Genomic DNA, 15,388 nt, shown 5'->3' on the forward strand with positions numbered 1-15,388 from the left:
TGTCTGATGTCTTGTACCGATGACAACGCGCAAGGAGCTTCCCGTGCCGCAGTACTTCCTCACCGTCCCGCACGACTCCGCAGATGAGCCCACGATGGACTCGATGCGGGAGATGGACCCCGGGGCGCTCGAGTCGCTCGTCGCCGCCGTCGACGCCCTCAACGCGGAGCTGACCTCGTCGGGTGCGCTCGTGCACGCGGGCGGGCTGATGCCCCCGTCGACGGCCGTGACGGTCGACGCGTCCGGGGAGATCCCGGTGCGGACGCGCGCCCCGTTCGTCGAGGCACCGGGGTACGTCGGCGGATTCTGGATCCTCGACGTCGCCGACGAGGACGCCGCCGTCGGCTGGGCCGAGCGCGCGTCCGCGGTGCTGTCCTCGCGCATCGAGGTCCGCGCGCTCCAGGGCTGAGAGACCCACCGTTCCCAACCGCACCCACGACCCCCGGAGGACCCATGTCCGCACAGGCGTACCTCGACACCGTGGAAGCCCGCACCGGCCTGACCCCGCGCGAGCTCGTCGCCCGCGCCGCCGAGGCCGGGTTCTCCGGCCCGGGCGTCGCACCCGCCAAGGTCGGCGCATGGTTCAAGGAGACCTACGGCCTCGGGCACGGCCACGCGATGACGATGGCGCAGGTCGTCAAGCAGCTCGACCGCATCGACGTCCGCAACGAGGGCGTCACCGAGCCCCCGACGGGCAGCATCGGCCGCCTGTGGCTCGACGGCGCGGCGACCCGGCCGTCATGACGGACCCGCCACGCGCCCGGGTCGTCCCCGCCGACGCGCTGCGCCCGCCGGGCAGCCGCACGCTGCGTTTCGAGGGCCGCGACCACGGCTCGGGCATCAGCTTCTACCTCGTGACCAATGACGCCGGCCAGGGACCGGGCCTGCACCGCCACCCGTACACGGAGACGTGGACCGTCCTGGAGGGGACGGCGACGATCTTCATGGGAGAGGAGCAGGTCGTCGCCCGCGCCGGGGACACCGCGGTCGTCCAGCCGGGCACGTGGCACGGCTTCACGAACACAGGCGACGGCGTTCTGCGGATCATGTGCATCCATGCCTCCCCGGTGTTCGTGCAGGAGGACCACGTCCTGCCGGCCTGACGTCGGCCAGGCTGATCGGGCAGGGAACGAGCGTCACGACTCGTCGACGTCCCACGTCGTACCGGCGCGCTGGGTGCGCCTGCCGGCGGGGGTGAGGACCCGCACAGCATGTGGTCCGACGTTGCGGGCAGAGCCGTCGATGACCGCGACGCCACTGCGTTCCGGCAAGCCAAGGACCCACGTGCTGGTGCTGGCATGCCCACTGGCGCAGCCCGGCGTCGTGGGTCTGCCTCGGCGGCACCCGGGGACACCGTGGCGGTCGTCCTGCGCGGCGAGCGCTCGCAGCGGACGGTGTCCGCCGTGGTCGCCGGCGGCGACCACGCGATCTGGGTCGACGACGCGACCTCCGTGCGGCTCGCCGTCAGCGCGAGCCAGCCACCACCGCCGCGGGCTCGGCCGAAGCGTCCCGTTCGCCGGTCGCGGCGGTCTCCGCCGGTGCCGTCGCGAGCGCCTCGCGGAACCAGTCGACCGTGCGGCCGAGGCCCTCGCGCCAGTCGACCTGCGCCGACCAGCCGAGCAGCGTCTGCGCCCGGGTGGTGTCCGGACGCCGGACGGTCGGGTCGTCCACCGGCCGGTCGACGAAGGTGATCGTGGAGGTCGAGCCGGTCGCCGCGAGGACGTCCTGGGCGATCTGCAGGACCGTGCGCTCGGAGGGGTTGCCGATGTTGACCGGCCCGGGGTCGGCCGTCGCGGCCAGCGCGAGGATGCCGCGCACGAGGTCGTCGACGTAGCAGACCGAGCGGGTCTGGCTGCCGTCGCCGGCCACGGTCAGCGGCTCCCCGGCGAGCGCCTGCCGGATGAACGTCGGGATGGCGCGGCCGTCGTACGGCCGCATCCGCGGGCCGTAGGTGTTGAAGATGCGGACGATCGCGGTGTCGACGCCGTGGGTGGACCGGTACGCAGTCGTCAGGGCCTCGGCGTACCGCTTCGCCTCGTCGTACACCCCGCGCGGCCCGATCGGGTTGACGTGCCCCCAGTAGTCCTCGCGCTGCGGGTGCTCCTGCGGGTCGCCGTACACCTCGGACGTCGACGCGAGGAGGAAGCGCGCCCCTTCTCCTTCGCCAGGCCGAGGGCGTGACCGGTCCCGATCGAGCCGACCTTGAGGGTGTGGATCGGCAGCTGGAGGTAGTCCACCGGCGACGCCGGCGAGGCGAAGTGCAGCACGAGGTCGACGTCCCCGGGCACGTGGATGAAGTCGGTGACGTCGCACCGCACGAGCTGGAAGCGCGGGTCCGGCAGCAGGTGCGCGACGTTCGCGGGCGACCCCGTCAGGAAGTTGTCCAGGCAGACGACCTCGGACCCGCGGGCCAGCAGCTCGGTGCACAGGTGGCTGCCGAGGAACCCGGCCCCTCCGGTGACCACGACACGGCGGGGGTGGGTGCGGCGGGCGTCTGCGTCACGTGGGCTCCTGGGCCGTCGTCGGGGTTCGGTGGGACGGGGACGTCACGGGTGGCCCCGGAGCGGGGCCGGGTGCCCGTGCCAGCAGGTCGAGGTCCGCCAGCACCGCCGGCGGCAGCACCCGACGCCGCCGCAGCGCACCGGGAAGGCGCGGCACGGCGTCGAGCACTCCGCGACGCGAGGGGCCGTCGGCCCGCGCCGCCGCGGCGACCCGGGCGACCACCTGCGGCCACGGCAGCCGCATGGCGCCGCTCAGCACCCTCGAGCGCACCATGGCGCGCCGCCGTGCGTCGGGGGACTGGCGGCGGGGGAGGGGTGGTGGTGCACGACGGCGTCGTCCAGGTAGGCCAGCGACCACCCCGCCGCGGTGAGGTCCCACGAGAGCCGCTCCTCCTCGCCGGGGAAGCGGATCACGTCGTCGAACCCGCCGACGGCGAGGAACGCGTCCCGGCGCACCATCGCCGCGCACGCCATGAATCCCAGGATGCGCGGGCCCGGCAGGTCGTCGGCGCGCGGCAGCGGGCTGTCGGCGAGGAGCGCGCAGAAGGGGTCGAGCCGTTGGTCGGGGCCGACGAGCGTGCGGACGTCCACCAGCGCGAGGCGCGGGGTCCGCGCGAGGGCGTCCGCCGCGGTGCGCAAGGAGCCGGGGGCCCACCACGAGTCGTCGTCGGCGAAGGCCACGAACGGGGTGCGGGCACGTCGGACGCCGAGGGTGCGCCCCGCGGCGCCCGCGTTGCGCCCCAGCTCGAGCACGTCGACGTGCGGGTGCGCGTCCCGCACGGCCTGCGCGGTGCCGTCCGTCGAGCCGTTGTCCACGAGCACCACCGGGGCGCGGTGCCGGCCGAGGCTCGCGAGGAGCTCGTCGCGGCGGTTGCGGCTGGCGACCACGATCGTCACCCGGGGGTCCTCCGGCGTCCTGCCCGGCGCGTGGTCGGGGCAGGGGGCATCCATGGGGCAAGTCCTATCGCACATCGGCGCTGGTGGCGCACCGATCGCCCGGTCGCGGACGGGTCGACGCGGCGCGGGGGTCGCGTCTACGCTGGCGGCGGCCACGACGGCGGGCCTCGTCACCACCCGGTGCGCCGGCCGGTGGGCTGCGCCCGTCCGAGACACCTGTGGAGGTAGGCCCGCATGATCCCGGGAGACACCGAGTACCTCGCCGCGCAGCGCGCGGACCTGCTGCGCTTCGCCCGGGGGTCGCGCCACGACCTGGGCTTCGGCTGGCTCGACGAGGCAGGCGAGCTGGACCCGTCGCGGCCGGTCGAGCTGTGGATCACCTGCCGGATGACGCACGTGTTCGCGCTCGGTCTGCTCGCGGACGAGCCGCCGGCGCCGGGCGGCCCCGACCGTGCCGCGCTGCGCGCGCTCGTGGAGCACGGGGTCGCGGCCCTGCGCGGCCCGCTGCGGGACGCCGAGCACGGCGGGTGGTACGCCGCCGTCGGTGCCGACGGGCCCACGGACCCCACCAAGCAGGCGTACGGGCACTCCTTCGTCGTGCTCGCCGCGACGTCCGCGGTGGTCGCAGGCGTCGACGGCGCACGCGAGCTGCTCACGGAGGCCCTGGCCGTCCAGGACGCCCGGTTCTGGGACGAGCGCGCCGGGCTCGTCGTCGAGGAGTGGGACCGTACCTGGACCACGCTCGACGGCTACCGCGGCATCAACGCGAACATGCACACCGTCGAGGCGTACCTCGCCGCGGGTGACGTCACGGGCGACTCGATCTGGCACCGGCGCGCGGGGCGGATCGCCGGGACCGTCGAAGGCTGGGCCCGGGACAACGACTGGCGCATCCCCGAGCACTTCGACGCGGACTGGAACCCGCTGCTCGAGCACCATCACGACCAGCCCGCCCACCCGTTCCGGCCGTACGGCGCGACCGTGGGGCACGGGCTGGAGTGGGCGCGGCTGCTCGTGGCGGTCGACGCGACGCTCGCCGAGCCGCCGGCCGACCTCGTGGAGGCCGCTGTCTCGCTCTACGACCGCGCGGTCGGCGACGGCTGGGCCGCCGACGGCGCCGACGGATTCGTGTACACGACGGACTGGTCCGGCCGTCCGGTCGTGCGCGCCCGCATGCACTGGGTGCTCGCCGAGGCGGTGAGCACGGCCGACGTCCTGCTCCGCACCACCGGCGGTGGCCGCTTCGCCGACGACGCCGCCCGCTGGTGGGCCTATGCCGACCGCTCCCTGGTGGACCACGAGCGCGGCTCGTGGCACCACGAGCTGGACGCGTCGAACACCCCGTCGGCCGAGACGTGGCCGGGCAAGCCGGACGTCTACCACGCCTACCAGGCGGCGCTGCTGCCGAGGCTGCCGGTCACGCCGTCCTTCGCGACCGCGCTCGCCGCTCGCTGACGCGCGTGCCCGCGGCGTCGCGCGGCGTCACCGGCGGTCGGCGTCGCGCTCGTGAGCGCGCGTGACGAGGTCGCGGTCCGCGGGGTCCACGTGGTCGGTGGCGTAGGCGCACAGCAGCCGGAACCGGACCCGCTCCTGGAGGTCCGTCCACAGCCGCGCGAGCTGGAGAGCTCCGACGGAGTCGCCGCCGGCCCACAGCACGTCGACCATCTCGCCGAAGATGCGTAGCGGGGCGGCCGCGGCGTGGTCGCGGACCAGGGACCCGACGGTCCGGTCGAACAGGTCGGCGTCGGGCAGCCCGCCCCGCACGAACTGCTCCAGGGTGGCGGCCGCGTCGAGCTCGACGAGGCGGCCCTCGCCGAGCGATGCGGTCAGGCCGCGCACGGTCAGGCGGCGGCGCAGCGCCGCGCGGTGCTCCGGGGTCGCGATCACCAGGCCCGCGCCACCGGCCGCCCAGCCGGCGACCAGGTAGTCCTCGACGGAATCGAGCAGGTGGTCGTCGTCGTCGTAGAGCAGCGCGCCGGGCGTCCGCTGCATGTCGTCGGCGAGCACGGCGCGTCGGGCGGACGGGGAGGCACGCGGCGTCGGGGGACCAGGGAGCTGCGCACGGCGCTCGTCCTGCCAGCCGCACGACGAGCACCGGATGAGCCAGGCACCGGTCTCCGTCCGGATGCCGCGCAGCGCCCACGGGCGGCGGCACACGGGGCACGCATGGGCGGCGACCCGGCGTCGGGCGGCATGCGCGGGGCGGCGCTGCATCACGCCAGTGTCACCCATGGGTGCGCCGGGTCCAAGCAAACAGCGAGCAAAACGCCGGGCACGGCCACGCCGTCGGCCATGGGTCCGGTCAGGCCGAGATCGCGTAGCTGTCGCGGGTGACCGACGACGCCCCCGCGGATCGCGCGGGTGCCGGGGCGTCGTCGAGCAGCGCGACGAGCATCCCCTCGGTGTCGTCGTCCTCGACCAGGACGAACCCGCGGGCGCCGCACGGGCACAGCAGCTCAAGGTCGCCGTCGTCGAAGTAGGTGCAGGTGTGCAGGCGCGTGGTGACCATGGATCCGACGGTAACCGCGGCCACCCACACGCCCGCGCCGCCACGCCCGGCGCGTCCGCTCCGGGGGCCGGCGGAATATTTGTGGGACCTGTCGCCTTGATTCCCTCAGACTGCCTGCGTGCCCGCCGATGGGTGGGGTGTCGCGGCGAAGGCCGCGGCGCAGAGCAGTTCCCCGGTCTGCGTGGTGGTGCCAGCATCCCACCGCGAATGGATCGGCCCGGTCGTGCCGCGCACCTCTCGTGAGGGGTGGACGGGTACGGGTCGGGTGGCACGTCACCGACAGTCCCCAAGCAGGCCGGGGACGGTTCAAGCCGCGCGAGACAAGGACAAGCGGGCGCGGTGGGTGGTGACGCAGACGATGCTGGCGACTTCGGCGGCGGCCCGGTGACCTCATGGCGAGGACACCGGGCCGTCGCTCGTCCCGGTCCCCGCCGACCACCAGGGAATGGTCGCGACCCGCACCCGTGTTGGCCGGTGCGTGACCTCGAGACTCTTCAGCCCCCTCACCCTGCGCGGCACCACGTTCGCCAACCGGGTGTGGCTCGCGCCGATGTGCCAGTACTCCGCGACCGACGGCCTGCCGAACGACTGGCACCACGTCCACCTGGCCTCCCGCGCGGTCGGCGGCTTCGGCCTCGTCATCGCGGAGGCGACGGCCGTGGTCCCCGAGGGGCGGATCACTCCGCAGGACACCGGGCTGTGGAACGACGCCCAGGTCGCTGCCTGGCGCCGCATCACCGACTCCGTCCACGCCGCGGGCTCGCTCGCCGGCGTCCAGCTCGCGCACGCGGGCCGGAAGGCGTCCACGTACCGTCCGTGGTCCCCGACCCAGGGCACCGTCCCCGCCGACGACGGCGGCTGGCCCACCGTCGCGCCGTCCGCCGTCGCCTTCCCCGGGTACGACGTGCCGGCCGCGATGACGGTCGAGCAGGTGCAGCAGGTGCCCCGTGACTTCGCCGCCGCCGCGCGGCGGGCGCACGAGGCCGGCTTCGACGTGGTCGAGGTGCACGCGGCCCACGGGTACCTGCTGCACGAGTTCCTCTCGCCGCTGTCCAACGAGCGCACCGACGAGTACGGCGGGTCGCTGGAGAACCGCGCGCGACTGCTCGTCGAGACCGTCGACGCCGTCCGCGGCACCTGGCCGGACGACCGGCCGCTGCTCGTGCGCTTCTCCGCGACCGACTGGGTCGAGGGCGGCCTGACCGTCGACGAGGTCACCGAGGTCGCGAAGGACCTCGCCGGGCACGGCGTGGACCTCGTCGACATCTCGACCGGCGGGAACGTGCACGCGAGCATCCCGGTGGGGCCCGGCTACCAGGTGCCGGCCGCGCGAGCCGTGCGTGCGGGCTCGGGCCTGCCGGTCGCCGCCGTCGGCCTCATCGAGTCGCCGCAGCACGCCGAGGGCATCCTCGTCGACGAGGCCGCGGACGTCGTCCTGCTCGGCCGCGCCGCGCTGCGCGAGCCCTACTGGCCGCGGCGGGCCGCGCACGAGCTCGGCGTCCCGGTCACCGCGGTCGCGTGGCCCCCGCAGTACGACCGCGGCGCCTGGCGCTGACCCGTCGCCGGCCCGGCCCGCCGGTCGCCCCCGGGCCGGGCCGGCCGTCCGAGCCGGTCGCCCGAGCAGGCCGTCCGAGCTGGGCGACCGCCGGTCACTCCCGCGGGTCGGTCGTGCCCGGCGTGTAGTCGCCGTAGGAGAACTCGGTGATCGCGTCGCCCGGGACGGCCGCCGCGGCACGCGTGGTGACCGCCCGGATCTGCTCGACGGGCGCCTTCGGCGAGCGGTCCGCCGTCAGCAGCCCGTTGCGCTCCTGCTGGGTGTCGGTGAGCTGGGTCCAGCAGAAGCCGACGACCGCGGGGCTGTCCAGCAGGGCGGTGACCAGGTCCGTGTACCCGCGCACGAGGCCCTCGGCGTCCGGCACCCCGCCGTAGCCCCGCCAGCCGCTGCCGTCGACGTCGAGCGAGATGCCGCCGAACTCGCTGATCAGCACCGGCCGGTCCGCGCGCTCGGCGCCCGGCAGCAGGACCACGCGGTAGCCGGGCTGGGTGCGGGCGAGCGTGTGCTCGAGGGCCTCCCACGAGCCGTACCGGTGACGCAGGACGGCGCCGCGCGACGTGTAGTCGTGCACCGTGATGACGTCGGTGACGGGCTGCTCCCAGCCGTCGTTGCCGATGACGAGGCGGTCGGGGTCGACCGCCTTGGTCAGGTGGTACAGCGCACGGACGAGGTCCTGCTGCGCCGGTGAGCGCTCGAGCGCCGGGACGCCCCAGCTCTCGTTGACCGGCACCCACGCGACGACGCAGGGATGGCTGGCATCGCGCTCGAGGACCTCGAGCCACTCGCGGGTCAACCGCGAGATGGTCATGGGGGAGAACTCGTACGCCGCCGGCATCTCCGCCCACACCACCAGGCCGAGCCGGTCGCACCACGCGAGGAACCGCGGGTCCTCGACCTTCTGGTGCAGGCGGACGCCGTTGAAGCCGAGGTCCTTGACCAGCTGCACCTCCCGCCGCAACGCGTCGGAATCGGGCGCGGCGAGGTGGGACTCGGGCCAGAACCCCTGGGACAGGACGAGCCGCAGGAAGTACGGGCGCCCGTTGAGCAGCAGGTGGGACCACGAGCGGCTGCGGCGGCGCATGTTCGTCTCGCCGCTCCGGTGGGGGGACGACGGCCCGCACGTGCCGGGGTTCTGACGCGCGGCGGATCCGTGGCGCCCCCGTGGTGACTAGTCAGCCTGGCAAGGTAGACAGCCTGACTAGGTAGCCGTACTGTCTACCTCATGAACGAGACCTCCCCCTGGCCGGGGGACTGGCTCCGCGGCGTGCTCGAGGTGTGCGTGCTGCGGGTGCTGGCCGACGGCCCGACCTACGGCTACGCGATCGGCGCCCGGCTCGCCGACGCCGGCCTCGGCGCCCTCAAGGGGCACCCTCTACCCCCTGCTCGCCCGCTTCGAGACGGCCGGGCTGGTCGCGGTCGAGTGGCGGGCCGGCGAGGGCGGGCCCGGCCGGAAGTACTACGCCCTCACCGACGACGGCACCCGTGCGTGGCACGCGCAGGCGACCCGCTGGGCCTCCTTCGCGCGACTCACCACCGACCTGGTCACCTCGACCCCGGCCGCGACCGACACGCACGCCACCACGGGACCGAAGCCGGTCCGGAACGGAGCACGACCATGACGCACCCCACCTCGCAGCGCACGGACCGTCGCGTGCGGTCGTGGCCGCTCACCATGGCGCCCGTCTCCGCCCAGCTCGCCCCGGAGGTGGACCCCCGGTGGGCCGAGGACTTCATCCTCGAGCTGCGGATGCTCGACGTGCCGGGCCGGGCCATCGGCGACGCTCTCGTCGAGGTCGGCTCCCACTGCGCCGAGAGCGGCGAGACCGCGCAGGACGCGTTCGGGGACCCGGTCGCCTACGCGCGCAGCCTCGACCTGCCGAACGTCCCCTTCACCCGTGCCGACCTGGGACCGATCCTGCCGTGGGTGCTCCAGCCGATCGGGCTGCTCCTGGCGGTGGGATCGGCGTCGACCCTGCGGACGGGCGAGCCGGTCGAGATCACCACCGGCCTCCTCGCCGTCGCCACCGTGCTGGTGGTCGCCGTCGTCGCGCTGCTGAGGTGGTTCACCCCGTTCGTCCGCTTCGTCGTCCGGCGCCCGGTCGTCACCTGGGCGGTGCTCATGGCGCACTTCGCCCTGCTCGTCGTGCTCTTCCTGGTGCTCCGCGGCGTGGTGGCGACCGTGCCCGGCTCCCTCGCCCTCGGGACGGGGGTCCTCCTGCTCGCGGTCGGCACGGTCTGGGAGCTCGTGCACCTGCGCAGCGAGGCCGGCGACGACGACCCGGTCACGGCGACCGTTGACGCACCCGGGGCGCGTGCCGACGAGCGTCGGCGTACCCGCTGGGGGATGACCGCGCTGCGGTACGGCGGTGCCCTCATCGCGCCGATCGCGGCCGTGGTGCTGGTCGCGGTCGACGTGCTGCTGCTCGGCTGAGCCGGTCGCCTGAGCCGGCCGCTTGAGTCGGCCGCCTGAGTGAGCCGGCTGAGCCGGTCGGCCGAGCCGGACGGCGTCGTCGCGGGCAGCATGGACCCATGACGACCCCCTCCTCCGCTCCGCCCGTCCCACCCGTCGAGCCGCGCGTCGCCCTGGTCACCGGGGCGGGGCGCGGCATCGGCCGTGAGCTCGCCGTCGGCCTTGCCGACGCCGGCTACGCCGTCGGCCTCGTCGCCCGCAGCCGGGGCCCGCTCGAGGAGGTCGCGGCCCGGTGCGCGCAGTCCGGGGTCCGCACCGCCGTGGCGACCGCGGACCTCGCCGTGCCCGACGACGCCCGGCGCGCCGTCGCCGAGATCGAGGCCGCGCTCGGTGCCCCCGGCCTGGTGGTCAACAACGCCGGCGTCATCGAGCAGCGCGAGGTGCCGTTCGGCGAGGACGACCCGGACGACGTCTGGCGCGTCATCGAGACCAACGTGCGCGGTCCGCTCCTGGTCACCCACGCCACCCTGCCGGGGATGATCGCCCGCGGCGGCGGCCGCGTCGTCAACATCAACAGCGGGTCCGGGCACCGGGTGGCCGGCTCGTACACCGGCTACGGGATCAGCAAGGGTGCGCTCGCCCGGTTCACCGCGCTGCTCGACCACCAGTACCGCGACGCCGGGGTGCGCACGCTCGACCTCGCGCCCGGCGTCGTCGTCACCGACATGACGCAGGGCATGCCCGTGCACGACGACCGGACCGACTGGACGGACCCGGCGGACGTCGTCGCGCTGCTCCTCGGGTTCGCCGAGGGGCGGCTCGACGCGCTGTCCGGGCGGTTCGTGCGCGCCGGGACCGACACGGTGGAGTCGCTGCTCGAGCACGCGGACGCGATCCTGGCCGCGGACGCCCGGCTGCTGCGCCTCGCGCCGTACGGGCCGGGGGACCCGGTCGCCTGACGGGACGCCCGAGCCGTGGCCCGACGAGCCCCCGCGGCGGGTCGGCGCCAGCGGCGGATCGTTGCCAGCGGCGGATCGGTGCCCGCGGCGGCGGCGTCGGCGGCACGGGCGGACGCGACCTACGCTGGACGGCGTGACGATGCTCCCGGCCCCGCCCGCACCGATCCCCGCCGCGTACCCGTCCGGCTCCCGCGCACCCGTGCGGTGGACGGCGCGTGCCGCCGTCGCGGCCCTGCTCGGCGTGCTCGCCCTCGCGGGCCTGTCCGGGCCGGCGGCCGCGCACGACACCCTCACCGGGTCGACGCCCGCCGACGGCGCCAGCGTCGACGTGCCGCCCGCCGCGGTGGAGCTGACGTTCAGCAGCGCGCCGCTCGCCCTGGGCACCGAGGTGCAGGTCACCGGGCCGGACGGCGCCGTCGTGAGCGTGGGTGACCCGCAGCTCGGGGACGACACGGTGACCCAGCCGCTCACCGACGGGCTCCCGGCCGGGCAGTACGCCGTCGCCTGGCGCGTCACGTCCGCCGACGGTCACCCCATCTCCGGTGAGCTCGCCTTCACCGCGGCCGCCGCCGCGCCCGCCGCGCCCGCCGTACCCGCCGAGCCGGCGCCGACGACCACCGAGCCCGCCCCCGAGAACACGGCCGACGCCACCCCCGACGCGCCGGAGCCGTCCGCGACCGAGCCGCAGGACGCGCCCGGGGACGTCCTGCCGGAGGCCGACGCCGAGGTCGAGGAGGACGGCGAGGGCGGGGTGGCGCCGTGGGTCATCGGCGTCGCGATCGCCCTCGTGCTCGGCGGCGTCGCGGCCTGGGCGGTGCGTCGCCGTCCGGGCACGTCCGACCGGGCCTGAGCCGGCCGGCGACCGGCACCGAGCCGCGATGCCCACCCGCGACCGGCTGCTCGCGGGGGTCGTGGCCCTCGTCTGGGGGCTGAACTTCCTCGCGATCCACGCGTCCCTCGAGCAGTTCCCGCCGTACTTCCTCGTGTTCCTCCGCTTCGCGCTCCTCGCGGTGCCGACCCTGCTCCTCGTGCGGCGCCCGGCCGTCCCGTGGCGCTGGCTCGTCGGCTACGGCCTGGGGTTCGGCGTGCTGCAGTTCGTGTTCCTCTTCCTCGCGCTCACGGCGGGCATGCCGGTCGGGCTCGCGTCGCTCGTGCTGCAGTCCTCGGCGCCGTTCACCGTCCTCCTCGCGGGCCTGCTTCTGCGCGAGCGGATCACCGCGCGGCAGGGGGTCGGCATCGCGCTGGCCGTCGCGGGCCTCGGCGCGATCGTCGTCCACCGCGCCGGGCTCGACGGCGGTGCGGCGCTGCTCCCGGTCGTCCTCACGCTCGCCGGCGGGCTGGGCTGGGCGCTGGGCAACCTCTGCAACCGCCAGGCGCAGACCGACCGGCCGTTCGCCCTCATGCTGTGGATGACGGTGATCCCGCCGGTCCCGATGCTCGTCGTCGCGCTGGTGCTCGAGGGGCCGGACCGGATCGGCGCGTCGCTCACCACGCTCGGGACGCGGCAGGGCCTCCTCGCGGTCGCCGGGCTCGCGTTCACCGTGCTGATCGCGACCCTCATCGGCTCCGGCATCTGGACCGCCCTCATGAACCGCCACCCGTCGAGCACGGTGGCACCGTTCTCCATGCTCGTGCCGGTCGTCGGCATCCTGTCGGCGTGGGTCGTGCTGCGTGAGCCGACGGAGCCGGTCGAGCTCGCCGCGGGCGTCGTCGTCGTCGGCGGGGTGCTGCTCGCGAGCCGGCCGGCAGCCGGACGGCGCGGCGCGGCGGCAGGGCCGGACGACGTCGTCGTCGTCGCCCAGCCGGCCCCCGCGGAACCGGTCGCGCCGGCCCGCCCGGTCGAGGTGTCCCCGCCGGCGCGGACCTCGCCCTAGAGGTAGCGCAGCGGGTCGAACTCGGTGAGCGGGATGATCCGCAGGCGCGGCAGCTGCACGTTGAACGCCTTGACGTCGCCCTCGAGGTCGTACAGGTGCAGCCCGCGCTCGGTGAGCTGGGTGAGGCCGCTGGAGGTGAACTCGCGGAAGGCGAGCAGCCCGACGCGGCGGTCGTCGTCGTCGAGGAGACGGGCGACGTCGGCGGCGAAGTCGCCGTCGTGGCTCGCGAGGAGCACGTCACCGGCGCGGTCGGCGAGCGCGGCGAGCGTGCGCTGGATGCCGATGTCGACGACCTTCTCGTACGACTCGCCGGACAGCGGGATGGGCTGGAAGCCGATCGCCATGAGGGCCTGGACGAACGACATCGGCATGGTGCCCGACGACGCGTTGAGGAAGAACAGCCCCTTGACCGGCTGGTCCCACGTGCGGTGGGCGAAGTCGAGGATCCGCTCCCAGCGCGGGCGCTGCTCCGGGGTCGGGCGGCCCTGGAGGATCGCGGAGCCCAGGGTCGCGTCGATGTTCTCGCCGTCGACCAGGACGTAGGTGGTGCGCGGGCTGGCGGTGTCGACGGTCACGCCGGTCAGCCTAGGGGTGCGGGCGCCGCGCATGCCTCAGTCCAGGCAGAACTCGTTGCCCTCGGGATCGGCCATGACGAGGTGGCCGGCGTCGGACGGCGGACCGGGCTCCTGCCGTCGCAGCCGGGTCGCGCCGTGGGCGACGAGCCGATCGGCCTCCGCCTCGAGCGCCGCCATCCGCGCGTCACCGGTCAGCCCGGGCGCGGCGCGCACGTCGAGGTGGACCCGGTTCTTCACCTCCTTGCCCTCCGGCACGCGCTGGAAGTAGAGCCGCGGTCCGCGGCCGTCCGAGTCCACCACCGCCGAGGCGTCGTTGTGACGCTCGGGCGGCACCCCCATCGCCGTCAGGGCGGCCTCCCAGGACTCGAACCCCGCGGGTGGGTCCTGCACCCGGTAGCCGAGCGCCAGCGCCCAGAAGGTCGCCAGGCCCGCGGGGTCGGCGCAGTCGAACGTCACCTGGATCTCCTGAGCCATCTCACGGTCCTTCCGTCAGGGGGCGGGTCTGCCGGTACAGGTCGCGGAGCAAGGACACCTCGGCGAGGTGGTGGATGAGCTCGCGGTGGATGTGCAGGACGAGCATCGCGAGCGGCTCGTCGGCGAAATCCCCTTCCGCGGGGCCGCACGGCCGGGCCAGACCTGCTTCGCCGAGGGACTCGACGCCTGACAGCCAGACGGCGTACTGCTCGTCGAGCTGGCCCAGCGCGGCGTCCGCGGTCGCCGCGTAGTCCCACGCGAAGTAGTCGGTCGGCGCACCGGCGAAGTGCGCGGCGTTGCGCACCGCCAGCACCCCGACGATCACGTGACCCAGCCGCCAGGCGATCGTCGTCAGCGGCGGCGGGTCGGGCTCGGGCATCGCGAAGTCGATCGTCATCGCGCCCGACCCGGCCTGCACGGGTGCGGTGCCGGTCCCGCGCGGCCGGACGCTCCAGCACCCGGGAGCGGGTTCCCAGGCGTACTCGTCGTCGGTGAGCCCGACGAGCCGGGGCCGGACGGCGTTCGTCCAGTGCCAGTCGATCTGGTCACGGAGCAGGGGGTTCCATCCGAGTTCTGCCATGCGACCACTGTCGCGGTGGTCGCGGACAGCTCTGTTCCGTGATGTCCGGCGGCGTGCTTCGATGCGCAGGTGGCCGTCGAGGAGACCGTCGAGCGGGTGCTGCGGCTGCTCGCGCTGCTGCAGCGCCGCCCGTCCTGGACCGCGGCCGAGCTCGCGGTCGAGCTGGGCGTCACCGACAGGTGTGTGCGCCGGGACGTGGCCCGGCTGCGGGCGGTCGGCTACCCCGTGCGCGCGACGGCCGGGGTGGGCGGCGGCTATGCGCTCGGCGCCGGGACCCGGCTCCCGCCGCTCCTGCTCGACGACGAGGAGGCGATCGCGACCGCGGTGTCGCTGCGGCTCGCATCCGGGGGCACCGTCACGGGGGCCGCGGAGGCCGCCCTGCGGGCGCTGACCAAGCTCGACGCCGTCATGCCGCCCCGCCTGCGCGCCGAGGTGCGCGCGGTGCACGGCGCGACCGAGACGCTCGTCGGGCCCGGCGTCGAGATCGACGCCGACCTCCTGGTCACGCTGGCGCGCGCATGCCGCGACGGCGTCCGGGTGCGCTTCCGCTACACCGGCCGCGGCGCCCAGGAGAGCGAACGGACCGTGGAGCCGGTGCGCATGGTGACGACCGGACGCCGCTGGTACCTGATGGCGCGCGACGTCGACCGGGACGACTGGCGCACCTTCCGGCTCGACCGGATGCGCGCCGCGACCGCCACCACCTGGCGGTTCACCCCCGCGACCACCCCGACCCGGTCGCCTTCGTGCAGCGGGCCGTCACCGAGGCGCCGTACCGGCACCTCGCGCGCGTCCGGCTGCGCGCCCCGGCCGACCACGTCCGCGCGCTCGTGCCGCCGCAGGTGGGCCGGGTCGAGGACGACGGCGACGGGTGGTGCGTGCTCCTCGTCGGTGGGGATGACCTCGACAGCCTCGCTCTGCACGTCGCCGGGCTCGGCCTCGAGGCGCAGGTGGTGGACCCGCCGCAGCTGCGCGACGCGGCCCGCCGGCTCGCCCGGCGCGCCGCGGCGATGGGGGAGGGCTGAGGCGCGACTAGTTGTATGTCTGACTAGTC

The 15,388-nt window shown here is 75.1% G+C and carries 19 protein-coding genes and 2 pseudogenes; 12 read left to right on the forward strand and 9 right to left on the reverse strand.

Annotated features, from left to right (window positions below):
- The first annotated feature begins 43 nt into the window (after positions 1-43).
- From REH70_RS03015 to REH70_RS03025, 3 genes are read left to right on the forward strand one after another with little or no spacing between them, the layout of a single operon-like run.
- Positions 44-409, forward strand: a complete 366-nt coding sequence (locus tag REH70_RS03015) for a YciI family protein (protein WP_310752123.1) — start codon at positions 44-46, stop codon at positions 407-409.
- Positions 410-453: 44 nt separating this feature from the next.
- Complete coding sequence (locus REH70_RS03020) at positions 454-744, forward strand: DUF4287 domain-containing protein (protein WP_310752124.1); 291 nt, start codon at positions 454-456, stop codon at positions 742-744.
- A complete protein-coding gene (locus REH70_RS03025) occupies positions 741-1,103 on the forward strand; it encodes a cupin domain-containing protein (protein ID WP_310752127.1) in 363 nt (120 codons plus the stop codon). Before REH70_RS03020 ends, REH70_RS03025 begins: the two co-directional genes overlap by 4 nt.
- 361 nt (positions 1,104-1,464) lie before the next feature.
- On the opposite strand, the pseudogene REH70_RS03030 reads toward REH70_RS03025, so the two are convergent.
- From REH70_RS03030 to REH70_RS03040, 3 genes and pseudogenes are all read right to left on the reverse strand, one after another.
- Positions 1,465-2,465, reverse strand: a pseudogene (locus REH70_RS03030) (UDP-glucuronic acid decarboxylase family protein).
- A 34-nt stretch (positions 2,466-2,499) separates the two neighbouring features.
- Entirely contained in the window at positions 2,500-2,760 is a 261-nt protein-coding gene (locus REH70_RS03035) for a hypothetical protein (protein WP_310752129.1), read from the reverse strand.
- On the reverse strand, positions 2,754-3,398 hold the full coding sequence (locus REH70_RS03040) for a glycosyltransferase (RefSeq protein ID WP_310752131.1): 645 nt from the start codon (positions 3,396-3,398) through the stop codon (positions 2,754-2,756). The genes REH70_RS03035 and REH70_RS03040 overlap by 7 nt, the downstream gene beginning before the upstream one ends.
- A 234-nt stretch (positions 3,399-3,632) precedes the next feature.
- Between REH70_RS03040 and REH70_RS03045 the strand changes: the two genes are divergently transcribed.
- Positions 3,633-4,853, forward strand: a complete 1,221-nt coding sequence (locus REH70_RS03045; RefSeq protein WP_310752133.1) for an AGE family epimerase/isomerase — start codon at positions 3,633-3,635, stop codon at positions 4,851-4,853.
- 27 nt (positions 4,854-4,880) lie between these two features.
- Here REH70_RS03045 and REH70_RS03050 read toward each other — a convergent pair whose 3' ends face one another.
- Together REH70_RS03050 and REH70_RS03055 are read right to left on the reverse strand one after the other, a co-directional pair.
- Positions 4,881-5,612, reverse strand: coding sequence for an MEDS domain-containing protein (locus tag REH70_RS03050; RefSeq protein ID WP_310752136.1), 732 nt, complete (start codon positions 5,610-5,612; stop codon positions 4,881-4,883).
- Between the two features lie 88 nt (positions 5,613-5,700).
- Positions 5,701-5,907, reverse strand: coding sequence for a hypothetical protein (locus tag REH70_RS03055; protein WP_310752138.1), 207 nt, complete (start codon positions 5,905-5,907; stop codon positions 5,701-5,703).
- A 478-nt stretch (positions 5,908-6,385) separates the two neighbouring features.
- Between REH70_RS03055 and REH70_RS03060 the strand changes: the two genes are divergently transcribed.
- On the forward strand, positions 6,386-7,462 hold the full coding sequence (locus REH70_RS03060) for an NADH:flavin oxidoreductase/NADH oxidase (protein ID WP_310752141.1): 1,077 nt from the start codon (positions 6,386-6,388) through the stop codon (positions 7,460-7,462).
- Positions 7,463-7,556: 94 nt separating this feature from the next.
- On the opposite strand, the gene REH70_RS03065 is transcribed toward REH70_RS03060, so the two are convergent.
- Entirely contained in the window at positions 7,557-8,543 is a 987-nt protein-coding gene (locus REH70_RS03065) for a glycoside hydrolase family 2 TIM barrel-domain containing protein (protein ID WP_310752144.1), read from the reverse strand.
- Positions 8,544-8,868: 325 nt separating this feature from the next.
- On the opposite strand from REH70_RS03065, the gene REH70_RS20300 reads away from it, so the two are divergent.
- The 5 genes from REH70_RS20300 (at position 8,869) to REH70_RS03090 (ending at position 12,705) form a co-directional block, all read left to right on the forward strand.
- Complete coding sequence (locus REH70_RS20300; RefSeq protein ID WP_396134718.1) at positions 8,869-9,081, forward strand: PadR family transcriptional regulator; 213 nt, start codon at positions 8,869-8,871, stop codon at positions 9,079-9,081.
- Positions 9,078-9,893, forward strand: a complete 816-nt coding sequence (locus tag REH70_RS03075) for a hypothetical protein (protein WP_310752147.1) — start codon at positions 9,078-9,080, stop codon at positions 9,891-9,893. Before REH70_RS20300 ends, REH70_RS03075 begins: the two co-directional genes overlap by 4 nt.
- 98 nt (positions 9,894-9,991) lie before the next feature.
- Positions 9,992-10,831: an SDR family NAD(P)-dependent oxidoreductase gene (locus tag REH70_RS03080; protein ID WP_310752150.1), complete on the forward strand. Its 840-nt coding sequence runs from the start codon at positions 9,992-9,994 to the stop codon at positions 10,829-10,831.
- Between the two features lie 139 nt (positions 10,832-10,970).
- Entirely contained in the window at positions 10,971-11,681 is a 711-nt protein-coding gene (locus REH70_RS03085) for a copper resistance protein CopC (protein ID WP_310754114.1), read from the forward strand.
- Between the two features lie 28 nt (positions 11,682-11,709).
- On the forward strand, positions 11,710-12,705 hold the full coding sequence (locus tag REH70_RS03090) for an EamA family transporter (RefSeq protein WP_310752153.1): 996 nt from the start codon (positions 11,710-11,712) through the stop codon (positions 12,703-12,705).
- Here the strand turns inward: REH70_RS03090 and REH70_RS03095 are convergent.
- From REH70_RS03095 to REH70_RS03105, 3 genes are read right to left on the reverse strand one after another with little or no spacing between them, the layout of a single operon-like run.
- A complete protein-coding gene (locus tag REH70_RS03095) occupies positions 12,702-13,313 on the reverse strand; it encodes an NYN domain-containing protein (RefSeq protein WP_396134665.1) in 612 nt (203 codons plus the stop codon). The two genes, REH70_RS03090 and REH70_RS03095, sit on opposite strands and share 4 nt — an antisense overlap.
- Positions 13,314-13,316: 3 nt before the next feature.
- A complete protein-coding gene (locus tag REH70_RS03100) occupies positions 13,317-13,754 on the reverse strand; it encodes a VOC family protein (RefSeq protein WP_310752159.1) in 438 nt (145 codons plus the stop codon).
- Between the two features lies 1 nt (position 13,755).
- Positions 13,756-14,334, reverse strand: coding sequence for a DinB family protein (locus REH70_RS03105; protein ID WP_310752161.1), 579 nt, complete (start codon positions 14,332-14,334; stop codon positions 13,756-13,758).
- A 96-nt stretch (positions 14,335-14,430) separates the two neighbouring features.
- Here REH70_RS03105 and REH70_RS03110 point away from each other — a divergent pair.
- Positions 14,431-14,994 (forward strand): annotated as a pseudogene (locus tag REH70_RS03110) (helix-turn-helix transcriptional regulator); the annotation flags it as partial.
- 86 nt (positions 14,995-15,080) lie between these two features.
- Positions 15,081-15,359 carry a WYL domain-containing protein gene (locus REH70_RS03115; protein ID WP_310754116.1) on the forward strand — a complete coding sequence of 93 codons (279 nt, stop codon included), beginning with the start codon at positions 15,081-15,083 and terminating at the stop codon, positions 15,357-15,359.
- Positions 15,360-15,388 lie beyond the last annotated feature (29 nt).

This window comes from Cellulomonas sp. ATA003, from assembly GCF_031582905.1.
GTDB lineage: Bacteria > Actinomycetota > Actinomycetes > Actinomycetales > Cellulomonadaceae > Pengzhenrongella.